The organism is Empedobacter sp. GD03739, assembly GCF_029843245.1.
Classification (GTDB): Bacteria; Bacteroidota; Bacteroidia; order Flavobacteriales; family Weeksellaceae; genus Empedobacter; species Empedobacter falsenii_B.
Genome location: NZ_JAOCHX010000002.1, coordinates 88,633 through 99,856 on the forward strand (window position 1 = coordinate 88,633; position 11,224 = coordinate 99,856).

The 11,224-nt window shown below is 32.6% G+C and carries 13 protein-coding genes and 4 tRNA genes; 4 read left to right on the forward strand and 13 right to left on the reverse strand.

Annotated features, from left to right (window positions below):
• Nucleotides 1–79: 79 nt before the first annotated feature.
• A complete protein-coding gene (locus N5E64_RS01225; RefSeq protein ID WP_280035351.1) occupies nucleotides 80–1,114 on the forward strand; it encodes a sialidase family protein in 1,035 nt (344 codons plus the stop codon).
• A 54-nt stretch (nucleotides 1,115–1,168) separates the two neighbouring features.
• Here N5E64_RS01225 and N5E64_RS01230 read toward each other — a convergent pair whose 3' ends face one another.
• Together N5E64_RS01230 and N5E64_RS01235 are read right to left on the reverse strand one after the other, a co-directional pair.
• On the reverse strand, nucleotides 1,169–1,885 hold the full coding sequence (locus N5E64_RS01230) for a TIGR00730 family Rossman fold protein (protein ID WP_180905791.1): 717 nt from the start codon (nucleotides 1,883–1,885) through the stop codon (nucleotides 1,169–1,171).
• A gap of 70 nt (nucleotides 1,886–1,955) precedes the next feature.
• Complete coding sequence (locus N5E64_RS01235) at nucleotides 1,956–2,660, reverse strand: Bax inhibitor-1 family protein (protein ID WP_280035353.1); 705 nt, start codon at nucleotides 2,658–2,660, stop codon at nucleotides 1,956–1,958.
• A 191-nt stretch (nucleotides 2,661–2,851) separates the two neighbouring features.
• Here N5E64_RS01235 and N5E64_RS01240 point away from each other — a divergent pair, with 191 nt between their 5' ends.
• Nucleotides 2,852–4,729 carry a T9SS type A sorting domain-containing protein gene (locus N5E64_RS01240; RefSeq protein WP_280035355.1) on the forward strand — a complete coding sequence of 626 codons (1,878 nt, stop codon included), beginning with the start codon at nucleotides 2,852–2,854 and terminating at the stop codon, nucleotides 4,727–4,729.
• Between the two features lie 19 nt (nucleotides 4,730–4,748).
• Here N5E64_RS01240 and pnuC read toward each other — a convergent pair whose 3' ends face one another.
• Both pnuC and N5E64_RS01250 read right to left on the reverse strand, forming a co-directional pair.
• Nucleotides 4,749–5,417 (reverse strand): nicotinamide riboside transporter PnuC, encoded by a 669-nt coding sequence (pnuC, locus tag N5E64_RS01245; protein WP_280035357.1) that lies wholly within the window; start codon nucleotides 5,415–5,417, stop codon nucleotides 4,749–4,751.
• Nucleotides 5,418–5,491: 74 nt separating this feature from the next.
• Nucleotides 5,492–6,121, reverse strand: coding sequence for a 4'-phosphopantetheinyl transferase superfamily protein (locus N5E64_RS01250; protein WP_038331028.1), 630 nt, complete (start codon nucleotides 6,119–6,121; stop codon nucleotides 5,492–5,494).
• A 74-nt stretch (nucleotides 6,122–6,195) separates the two neighbouring features.
• Here N5E64_RS01250 and ahcY point away from each other — a divergent pair, with 74 nt between their 5' ends.
• Nucleotides 6,196–7,509 carry an adenosylhomocysteinase gene (gene ahcY, locus N5E64_RS01255; protein WP_038331025.1) on the forward strand — a complete coding sequence of 438 codons (1,314 nt, stop codon included), beginning with the start codon at nucleotides 6,196–6,198 and terminating at the stop codon, nucleotides 7,507–7,509.
• Between the two features lie 136 nt (nucleotides 7,510–7,645).
• Here the strand turns inward: ahcY and N5E64_RS01260 are convergent, their stop codons facing one another.
• From N5E64_RS01260 to N5E64_RS01275, 4 genes are all read right to left on the reverse strand, one after another.
• On the reverse strand, nucleotides 7,646–8,242 hold the full coding sequence (locus tag N5E64_RS01260; protein ID WP_125349459.1) for a hypothetical protein: 597 nt from the start codon (nucleotides 8,240–8,242) through the stop codon (nucleotides 7,646–7,648).
• A 215-nt stretch (nucleotides 8,243–8,457) separates the two neighbouring features.
• The gene (locus tag N5E64_RS01265; protein WP_038331016.1) at nucleotides 8,458–9,048 is read right to left on the reverse strand and encodes a hypothetical protein; all 591 of its coding nucleotides are present in this window, start codon (nucleotides 9,046–9,048) and stop codon (nucleotides 8,458–8,460) included.
• Nucleotides 9,038–9,541, reverse strand: a complete 504-nt coding sequence (locus N5E64_RS01270; RefSeq protein WP_038331014.1) for an RNA polymerase sigma factor — start codon at nucleotides 9,539–9,541, stop codon at nucleotides 9,038–9,040. Before N5E64_RS01270 ends, N5E64_RS01265 begins: the two co-directional genes overlap by 11 nt.
• 160 nt (nucleotides 9,542–9,701) lie before the next feature.
• The gene (locus tag N5E64_RS01275; protein WP_038331012.1) at nucleotides 9,702–10,109 is read right to left on the reverse strand and encodes an NUDIX domain-containing protein; all 408 of its coding nucleotides are present in this window, start codon (nucleotides 10,107–10,109) and stop codon (nucleotides 9,702–9,704) included.
• Here N5E64_RS01275 and N5E64_RS01280 point away from each other — a divergent pair.
• A complete protein-coding gene (locus tag N5E64_RS01280) occupies nucleotides 10,109–10,276 on the forward strand; it encodes a hypothetical protein (RefSeq protein ID WP_280035359.1) in 168 nt (55 codons plus the stop codon). The genes N5E64_RS01275 and N5E64_RS01280 overlap by 1 nt on opposite strands.
• A gap of 17 nt (nucleotides 10,277–10,293) precedes the next feature.
• Here N5E64_RS01280 and N5E64_RS01285 read toward each other — a convergent pair.
• From N5E64_RS01285 to trxA, 5 genes are all read right to left on the reverse strand, one after another.
• Nucleotides 10,294–10,370, reverse strand: a tRNA-Asp gene (locus N5E64_RS01285).
• Between the two features lie 57 nt (nucleotides 10,371–10,427).
• Nucleotides 10,428–10,501: transfer RNA gene (locus tag N5E64_RS01290), tRNA-Asp, on the reverse strand.
• Between the two features lie 48 nt (nucleotides 10,502–10,549).
• Nucleotides 10,550–10,623, reverse strand: a tRNA-Asp gene (locus N5E64_RS01295).
• A 43-nt stretch (nucleotides 10,624–10,666) separates the two neighbouring features.
• Nucleotides 10,667–10,740 (reverse strand) — tRNA-Asp (locus N5E64_RS01300).
• A gap of 127 nt (nucleotides 10,741–10,867) precedes the next feature.
• Nucleotides 10,868–11,185: a thioredoxin gene (gene trxA, locus N5E64_RS01305; RefSeq protein WP_038331009.1), complete on the reverse strand. Its 318-nt coding sequence runs from the start codon at nucleotides 11,183–11,185 to the stop codon at nucleotides 10,868–10,870.
• Between the last annotated feature and the right edge of the window lie 39 nt (nucleotides 11,186–11,224).

An 11,224-nucleotide genomic window follows, 5' to 3' on the forward strand; every position in this document is an offset into this window, starting at 1 on the left:
CATTAAAACAAATTTTAATGGCTTTTTCATTTTCTCAAATCGTTGAAAAATCAATAACTTGTCGGTTAATTTACACACCATGACAAAAAAGAAAATTCTACTTACCATTTTTTCCTTCGCTTATACGCTAGGATTTGCCCAAACCAACAAACAAGTTTTATTTACAAGCAAAAATCAATCGGATGTCAAATGTTATCGCATTCCGAGTATCATTACATCAGCAAAAGGAACATTGATTGCGGCAATCGACGAGCGTGTTCCAAATTGTGGCGATTTGCTTTACAATCCTGATATCAATATTGTGATTAGGACAAGTGATGACAAAGGAAAAACATGGTCAACAATCAAGCGAGTTGTCGATTTTCCAGATCAAGAATCTGCTTCTGATGTATCGATGGTTTTGGATGAAAAGACAAAAGAAATTTATCTTTTTTACAATTACATGAATCATAAAATTGCGAAAAATGAATTTCGATTACATTTTGTAAAAAGTGCTGATAATGGAGAAACGTGGTCAAAACCTGTTGATATTACAGACCAAATTACGCCAACGGAATGGAAAAAAGATTTTAAATTCATTACTTCTGGTCGTGGCGCATACACAAAAGAAGGTTGGATTTTGAATACATTGGTTCGATTGAAAGACGGTGTTTACGTATTCGGAAGTAAAGATCATGGAAAAACGTGGGAACGAATTTCGAGTGTTGCAGAAAAAGCTGACGAAACAAATATTGTACAACTTCCGAACAAAGATTGGATGTTAAATGCGCGCATTCAAAATGCTGGTTTCCGTAAAATATTTATCTCAAAAGATCAAGGAAAAACGTGGGTTTCTAAAATGGAAGAACAATTAATTGATCCTACTTGTAATGCATCGACATTAGTTTTAGGAAGAGATATTGTGTTTAGTAATTTGCATGATTCAAAAGATCGTCAAAACCTGGGATTGAAAGTAAGTAAAGATCAAGCGAAAACATGGAATTTTTTCAAAACTATAGAACCAAATTCTTCGGCTTATTCCGTTTTAACGAATATATCAAAAAATAAAGTTGGTATTTTTTATGAAGCTGATGATTACCAAGATATGGTTTTTGAAGTAGTTGATTTAAAATAAATTCAATCATAAAAATATAAAAAAACCTCATCATTTGATGAGGTTTTTCGTTGCTTAAAAATTAAGCTTAATATTATATTTTTCGTAGAAATTCTCGATGTGAGCAACTGCTTCTTCCGCTGTATCAACCAAACGGAAAAGATCCAAATCTTTCTCAGAAATATAACCTTCTCTCAAAACCGTTTCTTTGATCCAATCAATTAAACCTGACCAATACTCAGTTCCAACTAACACAATTGGGAAACGTCCTGTTTTCTTCGTTTGTACCAATGTCATCGACTCAAACAATTCATCTAACGTCCCAAAACCTCCTGGCATTCCGATAAATCCTTGTGAATATTTCACAAACATTACTTTTCGTGCAAAGAAATAATCGAAATTAATTTCATATTCACGGTCGATATATTTGTTCAATTCTGTTTCGAAAGGCAATGTAATTCCCAATCCAACAGAAGTTCCTCCACCCTTTTGCGCTCCTTTGTTTGCAGCTTCCATAATTGCCGGACCTCCACCAGTAATTACACCAAAACCTATTTGCGTTAATCGATACGCAATGTCCTCTGCTAATGCATAATATGGATGATCTGGAGAAGTACGTGCCGAACCAAAAATAGACACGCAAGGTCCTATTTTAGACATTACTTCGTAACCATTTACAAACTCTGCCATAATCTTGAACAACGCCCAAGAATCATTTATTCTAATCTCATTCCAATCTTTTGGTCGAAACGGAGATTGTATTCTATCGTCTTCTTTTTCTTTATCTGTCATAGTATCTTAAATAAAAAAACCGCAACAAAAATGCTACGGTTCAATATACAAATTTATTGTTTCTTCATGATTAATCTCTACTCATAAAAATTCTCAAAATATACCAAAACAATAACATTAATGAAGCAAATAACGACAATGCCGCTGCAACATACTGTTGTGTTCCGAACTCATATTTTAATTGGTGAGTGTTGTACAAAATTGCTCCACCAGCTAAGGCGCACATTCCAACTGAGAACCATAATCCTAAATCGAACCCGAATAACATTCCTGCAATAATCAATCCAATTGCTAAGAAAAATCCTATAGTTAATGCTCCTCGTAAAATAGAGAAATCTGCTTTTGTTAAAAATACAATAGCTGACAATCCTACAAATAATCCGCCTGTTACTACAGCTGCTTGTTTTATCACATAAGTTCCGCCATAATACAATGCGATGTAAAGCATTGGTACAAAAATTAAAGCTTCTGCAACTATGTATAAAAAGTAGCCTAAATATTGTTTAGATTTTGAAATCGATCCGTAGGCCATTTTTTGTGCAATCCATGTAATTCCCATGAAACCTGCTAATAAAATAAGCCAAAGATATCCAGAAGTTAAACTTAACATGAAGCTCACTAATGCTTCTGATTTTAACATCAAAGATTCTATGAGTACAAAGACTAACACCCCTCCGGCAACGTGACCGTAAGTATGTTTATAAAAATTTGCCCTTTCTACGCTTGTTGCCTCGGCAACCAATTGGTTTTGTTGATATAAATGTTGATTTTCCATACAATTCTATTTAGGTAGATGTTTTTTTAATAATTATTGCTAAAATAATAAATTTCAGCTATTCTTTTACTCACTATTTTCAGGATTTTTTAGGCTGTCTTCATTTAATTGATTATTTAATAATTACTTAAAGTTTTGTTAATCCCCTAACCTTCTTTAAAAGATATATTTGCTCCTAAAAAATCATATCCATGAAAACACATTTATTATTATTACTATTTATTTTCCTAATCAAAACCAACTTACTCGCTCAATCAACACCAAATGACCCATTATTTTTTGAAAAAGGTTCTACCTGGCTTTACCTAGATGACGGTTCTAATCAACAAAAAGAGTGGACTCTCTTAACATATGATACAAAGAATTGGAAAGAAGGAAAAGGTCATTTCGGATTTGGAGACGGGGATGAAGACACTTTGATCCAAAAGGGATATATCCGCTATTTTTTCAGAAAAAAAATTACAATAGATGATGTCACAAAACTTCCTGAAGAAGTTATTTTTAATATCGTTCATGATGATGCAGCGATCTTACATATCAATGGAAAAGAAATTTTAAGAAGCTCTCTTCTTCCTCAGTCCGGAGATATTCCTCATGAGTATGAATTAAGTACGTTTATACCGAACGACAAAGAAAATAGTTTTTTTCAGTACAACGTTTCTTCTTCAAATTTTGTAAATGGTGAAAATATTATTTCTATCGAAATTAGAAATCAAAATACAAGAAGCTCAGATGTATCGTTTGATTGTTTTGTGAGTGAAGATAACACAACTCCTGTTCCTTTCCACAAAGACGGACCTTATGTATTTTATGATAACGATCAAATAACAGTGACTTATATTACGGAAGCTGGTGCTGTAAACGAAACATATACAACAAATGACAAGGTTATTCTTAAAGTGACTGATCCCACTACATCTACGACATTTGATGTTCCTTTAAGAAAACAACATCAAACAGAGTTATCAACATATCAAGCTCCAACAAAATTCTTTATGACATCAGATATTGAAGGTCAGTTTTCAGCTTTCAAAAAAATGTTAATTGACGGTGGTGTGATGAATGATCGTTTGGAATGGACATATGAAAACGGGCATTTAATTGTGAATGGAGATATGGTAGACCGCGGGCCTTATGTTACAGAAGTTCTGTGGTTAATCTATAAACTAGAAAACGAAGCTGAAGCAAAAGGAGGAAAAGTACATTACATCATCGGGAATCACGATATGATGACCATGACATACGATTTTCGCTATGTCAACAAGAAATATATAGAAAACGCCAGCTATTTAAAAAAGACATATGGCGATTTCTTTGAACCAAATACAGCGTTTGGAAAATGGTTCAGAACCAAAAACATTATAGAACAAGTAGGTGATTACACTTTTGTACACGCAGGCATAAGTCCACAGGTTTCTGATCTAAAATTACCTTTGGATGAAATGAATGACTACGGACGAAAAAAAATGAATGGAGAATCATGTACAGGCAATTGTGCTACTGTAACAGGTGGTAGTGCTTCCGGATTATACTGGTACCGCGGAATGGCAAATCAAGTTCTTTCTCAAACACAAGTTGATGATATTTTAACCAATTTTAAGACAAAACATATCATTATTGCTCACACTGTTTTCCCTCAAATCACTTCATTGTACAATGATAAAGTTATTGCAATCGACGTCTCTCATGTTGATAATATCGCAAATAATAAAGTGGAAGCGTTGACTTTCTCTGATTCTTGTTTCAAAACGATGGTTTCGATTGGAAATCAAATCACCTTCAAAAATTTATTCGACAAATGTGAAAACTTATCTATTTCAGAAAAAATAAAACAAAATATCACGATCTATCCAAATCCTACTACAGACTGGGTCAATATAGAAGTGAATTCGAATCAAAATCTCTCAATAAAATTAGTTGACATAAATGGTCGAAAAATCACTAGTCCTTCTACTAAAACATCCAAAGGAATCAAAACAAACATTCAAGCACTTCCTAAAGGAATTTACCTTTTAAAAGTTTATGACAACGGACAAGAAATTCTAACCAAAAAAATCATCATAAAATAGTTTACTTCAAAATCCTCCATCATTTTTGGAGGATTTTTTTCTTCCATTCTATCAGACCCAATATAGAAATACCCAACAAAACAAGGTATTGAAAAGATGTAATAACTGCTCCTTTATAAATCATTAATGGAATCATGATTAAATCGCCGATAATCCAGAAATACCAATTATCAATTTTTCGTCGCGCCATCATCCACATTCCAATCAAAAAGATAGCGGTCGTCGAAGCGTCTACAAAATCAATTTTAGAATAATGTAATTTACATTGGTTGATAAAACTGAAATCAAAACCATTTTGAATAACTGGACGGAAATAATAAATCGTCAAAATAAAGATAAAACTCAACGCGAAAAGTAAAGTTGCATATAAATATTCTTTCTTCGAAGCCCACGAAACATCGACATGTTTATGATCTGCTTCGAGATTTTTTTGCCACAAAATCCAACCATAAATCGCCATTGAAGTATAGTAAATATTAATAATAGTTTCGCCGTATAATCCCCAATTAAAAAATAAATAGATGAAAATAAACGTCGAAATAATAGTGGTTGGATAAACCAAAATATTACGTTTGTAGGTATAATAAACGGAAATAATCCCAAATAAAGTTGCAATTATTTCAAGTAAAATATTCAGTGTAGAATAGGTTTTATAAGGAGCAAAGATGTAATCAATAAAATCGTTCATTCTTAAGTTGTGAGTTAAAATAATTCATTCTAAATCGTAAATCTAAATTCGTAATTATAATTTCTAACTTCAATCTATTCATAATCCAACACCCAAACCAAATAATATTCACCAATCATTTTATAGAATGCATGATATTTTCGAGATTTTACATCATCCGAAATCCAACAAATAAATTGTTTATTTTCTATTAATTCAAATTCTTCTGCACGATAATGATTCAGAAAATTCCAAAGATTTCCACCATTCAATTTGTACAAACCTTCTTTCATTCCCCAAATTACATGCAAATATTCAGTTTCATGTTCTTGAGGTATCCAAGCTATTTCATCTGGACGGGCAAATTTATGTTTGATGTTCAAAATTTTTCTTGGTCGAGACAATTCAATATCTATCCCAATATTATATTCGCTCACGCCAACAGAAACCAATCCATAGGAATGTGTGATGGAAATTTCTTTATTTGTAGGTAAAAAAGGTTTTCCTCTTTCGTCATAATTTACATCATAATCCAAGTCCAATTTCTTTAGACAAGCGCGCAAACCAAGATATTCTCTGGCCTGTTTAGGTCGAAGATTATTATATTTTTCTATTCTATAGTCCTCTAAATGAAGATATTCTAATAATTCTTCATTCGATTCTGTTACATTCCACGTAATAATGCGGGTATGTTTAAAATCGTTAATATAATCGATAACGGGCATTTTATTAATCGAAATTTGTTTGTAAATTTGTTCCTTATAAACTTAAAAAAAAAGTTAGTTAAATATATCAATTGATGGATACAAAAACGCAATACATTCCATACAAAGTTAAAGATATTTCTTTAGCTGAGTGGGGAAGAAAGGAAATTACGTTGGCTGAGGCAGAAATGCCTGGGTTGATGGCTATCCGTGAAGAGTACAAAGCTGCTCAACCTTTGAAAGGTGCTCGCATTGCAGGTTGTCTACACATGACAATCCAAACTGCAGTATTAATCGAAACGTTGGTTGCTTTAGGAGCTGATGTTACATGGTCGTCATGTAATATTTTCTCTACACAAGATCACGCTGCTGCTGCAATAGCTGCTGCTGGGATTCCTGTGTATGCTTGGAAAGGGATGAACGAAGAGGAATTCGATTGGTGTATCGAGCAAACATTATTCTTCGGAGAAGATCGTAAACCATTAAACATGATTTTGGATGATGGTGGAGACTTAACGAATATGGTGATTGATCGTTACCCAGAATTGGTTGCTGAGATCAAAGGATTATCAGAAGAAACAACTACGGGTGTACACCGTCTTTACGAAAGAATGGAGAAAGGTACATTGCCTATGCCTGCAATTAACGTAAATGACTCTGTAACAAAATCTAAATTCGACAACAAATACGGATGTCGTGAATCTGCAGTAGATGCTATCAAACGTGCTACTGACTTGATGATCGCTGGTAAACGTGTTGTAGTTTGTGGATTTGGTGATGTTGGGAAAGGTACAGCGGCTTCTTTCCGCGGTGCTGGAGCAATTGTTACAGTAACAGAAATCGACCCTATTTGTGCTTTACAAGCATCTATGGAAGGTTACGAAGTAAAAAAATTAGATACAGTGGTTGCAAACGCTGATATCGTAATTACGACTACTGGTAACTTTGGAATTGTACGTGCAGAGCATTTCGAGAAAATGAAAGACAAAGTAGTTGTGTGTAACATTGGTCACTTCGATAACGAAATCGATATGGCTTGGTTAAACGGAAACTACGGAAACACGAAAGAAGAAATTAAACCACAAGTTGACAAATACAACATCAACGGAAATGACATCATCATTTTGGCTGAAGGACGTTTAGTTAACTTAGGTTGTGCAACAGGACACCCTTCTTTTGTGATGTCAAACTCTTTCTCTAACCAAACTTTAGCTCAAATCGAATTGTGGACAAATTCATCAGCTTACAAAAATGAAGTATATACTTTACCTAAGCATTTAGATGAAAAAGTTGCAGAATTGCATTTAGCTAAATTAGGAGTAGAATTAGAAGTTTTATCTCAAGAACAAGCAGAATACATTGGTGTAACGGTTGAAGGACCATTTAAACCAGAATATTATAGATATTAATTAATTTTAATTCAAAATTTTTATTTGAAAAAAGAAAAAAGCACTTAACTATATGCCCTCGCCCTGAACAAGCGAGGGCTTTTTTGTTAGTCATTTTCTACGCCAGAAATTGATTCAAGTTCATTATTCAATTTATTTAGCTCTTCCTTTGTTGTATATTTTTTAGGAATATTTTTCTTAAATTAAATGTCGCTTCTTTTTTATTTTTTATCAAAATATCAGCATTGATTGCAGGCGTAATTCCTAATGGTGTTTTCATCCACACATCAGAATCAGTCGTTTTATATAAACATTTAGCCAGCAAAGCTCCACTAAAATAAATTGGCTTTTCAACTTCTGTTAATAATTCTACTTTGATGAAAAAATCATCTTGATATTTAATATTCAAATCACGTAAATCCATCGAAAAGACATCATTCTGTTGATATTCTTTTTTTACAACAACTTCAAAAGGTTTTTCTAAAATTGATTGAGCTGGTTTCCCATTATTCATTGCCGTTAAATCAACTTTCAAAAGAATAGAATCTAATTTCAAACTATTACTAAAATTGAAATTAATACGTTGAAAAGTGAATTCTTTTTTAGGCGCATTTATTGGAATTGCAAATTCTTTGGTAAACTTAGGAAGTGAATCTTTACTAAAATTAATATCAGCCGTTAATCCGATTAAAATTGATTTCGTCTTGGTATCCGAACCAACACGTTTCAATCGAAATTTGCTTTTATCATACAAAATCGTTTCATGTCATTCTATCGTATCTTTTTTATAATCTTGTGCATTTGCAAACGTTATAAAACATAAAAAAAGAAAGTAAATTTTTGTCATCTATTTGGTTTTTAAATCATTTATCAATTTTATAAAATATAGATGTTCAAAATTCACAAAGGTTACACAATGACATGTTAAAGTTTAACGCATTACATTAACAAAAGAAGAGTAACTTTTGGTTACTCTTCTAATTGATGCAATATATTTTCTAATTCTACCAGATTCTTTTTATAATAAGTAGAAATCCACCATTTTAATAATAAAACGCAAATTAATACATAAAAAAATAGTGTAAGAAAAATATAAAGATAAAACTGAAATTTGTATTCAAATTGCAACGAGTTAGGATGCTGGATATACGAAATCCCAATAATCATCAACACTAAAATAGAAATCAAGTACGAGTAAATACTGTAAATATCAATCGCAGATTTGTAATTATAATAAAACCAATTGATGTTCTTTAGCGAATTATATTCCAGATGATATGATCGTTTATAAAACTTGAAAACATAAATAAACGGCACCAAAAAAGTCAACGAAATACACAACAATGTCCACCAAATTGTTGGCGTATTTGCATCAAATAAGAAAGGAAAAGTATATAAAAACAATAATCCTAATAATTGAACATAAAACTCTTTCTTCAAGGTTTTTCGTACTTTATCAATAATGGTATTTGCTTCTTGATTAAACTCAAGATTTGGATCAATTTTAACTTCATCTGAAGATTGATTGTCCCATTGTTTTTGTAATTCATCAAAATTCATAACCGTATTTTTTTATGATGATTTGTATTTTTTCTTTCGTTCTGTTCAATTTCACACGTGCATTTACTTCCGAAATTCCCAAGTTCATACAAATTTCCTTGTGATTTTGTCCTTCCAAAAACAGAAAAATCAATGCTTTTTCTACTTTATTCAATTCATGAACTGCTTTATAAAACAATTCGAGTTGTGTTTCTTTTTCACCAAAATCCATCTCATCTACTTGATCAATATTTTCTAAAAAAGTATGACGATCTGCTTTTTTCTTTTCTTTTCTAAAATAAGTTAACGCCGTGTTCAACGAAACGCGATACATCCAAGTTGAAAATTGAGATTTACCTTCGAAACGATCAAAAGATTTCCATAGTTGCAAAACAATCTCTTGTATCAAATCATTTTGATCTTCAGAATTATCCATATACATCTTAGCGATTTTGTGTAAAATCTCTTTGTGTTGATCGATTAATTCTAAAAAAAGGGTTTGTTTAGCTTCCAAAATCGTTACTTTATTTTTTTCAACGCAACTTGTTCATCGTCTATTATGATAACATTATTTTCAACTGTTATTTCCAAAATAGATTTCATCGCTTAATTATTTAGTGTTTATTAGTAAGTAAACATAAAGTAAAAACGTTACAAAAATTTTGAAAAAAAATTTAAAACACCATTTCTAACCAAATCGGTAAACTGAATTCTTCTAATAAATGAGCCAATTGAAATTCTTTGTAGTTTTCTTTCGTTATCCACGCCATTTCTTCTATCTCAGAAGCGATTTTAAGCGTTTCTAATGATTTTAATTTAACATGAAATACATTTGCATAAACTTCGGTATTAACTTCATTAACGGCAATAGAAGTGTGTTGCCCTAAAAATGAAACATCGTGCTGTAGAATATCAACATTAATCTCTTCTAAAAATTCGCGTCGAAGTGTGGTTAATAATTCTTCATCTTGTTCTCGTTTTCCACCAACCATCTGAAAAAATTTCGATTTCTTTTTTCGGACAGCTAACATTCTACCCGTTTCATCTGTAACCAAGGCGTTCACCAAATAAATATGATTCATTGTTATGCGTTATGCGTTATGCGTTATGCGTTATGCGTTATACGTTATACGTTATGCGTTATGCGTTATGCGTTATGCGTTATGCGTTATGCGTTATGCGTTATGCGTTATGCGTTATGCGTTATGCAAAAATAAAAAGTTTGGAGCAAAAAAAAGCCTCACAATAAGTGAAGCTTATAAAAGTTGGCGATCCGGACGGGACTCGAACCCGCGACCACTTGCGTGACAGGCAAGTATTCTAACCAACTGAACTACCGGATCAGTCTGTTTTTTTATTTATAATTTTCGATCGCACTAAAATAGAAAAAGAAATAGATGCGATCCGGACGGGACTCGAACCCGCGACCACTTGCGTGACAGGCAAGTATTCTAACCAACTGAACTACCGGATCAGAAAATTATAAATTGATATATTTTTTATGAATTTTTATAAAAAATTGCGATCCGGACGGGACTCGAACCCGCGACCACTTGCGTGACAGGCAAGTATTCTAACCAACTGAACTACCGGATCAGAAATTATAAAAAATATATTGTGTAAAAGAACGAACTTTTTGCGATCCGGACGGGACTCGAACCCGCGACCACTTGCGTGACAGGCAAGTATTCTAACCAACTGAACTACCGGATCAAAATCTGTATCGATTTCGGATTGCAAATATAGGCGGTTTTCTGATAAAACCTAAACTTTTTTCAAAAAAAATCTCGGAAATTTTGCATCCGAGATTCTTTTATTTCAAAATCAGCGATTTAATTTATTATAAAATCGCGTTTAATTTTTCTACTAATTGCTCTTTTGGAACAACTCCAACAACTTTGTCTACTACTTCTCCGTCTTTGAAGAATAAAATTGTAGGAATGTTGCGAATTCCATATTTTGCTGCAACTTCTTGGTTTGTGTCTACATCAACTTTACCAATAACTGCTTTTCCTTGATATTCTGTAGCAAGCTCTTCCACAACTGGACCAACCATTCTACAAGGACCACACCAAACAGCCCAAAAATCAACCATTGCTGGTTTTCCTGACTCTATAATATCTGATGCAAATGATGCGTCTGTTACTTCTAATGCCATAATCTTATATTTTTTTTATCTAATCTTAAGTTTACAAAT

Bases quoted from the DNA above. Each gene is read 5' to 3' on its own strand.
- N5E64_RS01275 (WP_038331012.1), bottom strand. From the start codon at position 10,109: ATGAATCATATTTATTTGGTGAACGCCTTGGTTACAGATGAAACGGGT.
- N5E64_RS01240 (WP_280035355.1), top strand. From the start codon at position 2,852: ATGAAAACACATTTATTATTATTACTATTTATTTTCCTAATCAAAACC.
- pnuC (WP_280035357.1), bottom strand. From the start codon at position 5,417: ATGAACGATTTTATTGATTACATCTTTGCTCCTTATAAAACCTATTCT.
- N5E64_RS01265 (WP_038331016.1), bottom strand. From the start codon at position 9,048: ATGAATTTTGATGAATTACAAAAACAATGGGACAATCAATCTTCAGAT.
- N5E64_RS01230 (WP_180905791.1), bottom strand. From the start codon at position 1,885: ATGACAGATAAAGAAAAAGAAGACGATAGAATACAATCTCCGTTTCGA.
- N5E64_RS01235 (WP_280035353.1), bottom strand. From the start codon at position 2,660: ATGGAAAATCAACATTTATATCAACAAAACCAATTGGTTGCCGAGGCA.
- N5E64_RS01250 (WP_038331028.1), bottom strand. From the start codon at position 6,121: ATGCCCGTTATCGATTATATTAACGATTTTAAACATACCCGCATTATT.
- ahcY (WP_038331025.1), top strand. From the start codon at position 6,196: ATGGATACAAAAACGCAATACATTCCATACAAAGTTAAAGATATTTCT.
- trxA (WP_038331009.1), bottom strand. From the start codon at position 11,185: ATGGCATTAGAAGTAACAGACGCATCATTTGCATCAGATATTATAGAG.
- N5E64_RS01225 (WP_280035351.1), top strand. From the start codon at position 80: ATGACAAAAAAGAAAATTCTACTTACCATTTTTTCCTTCGCTTATACG.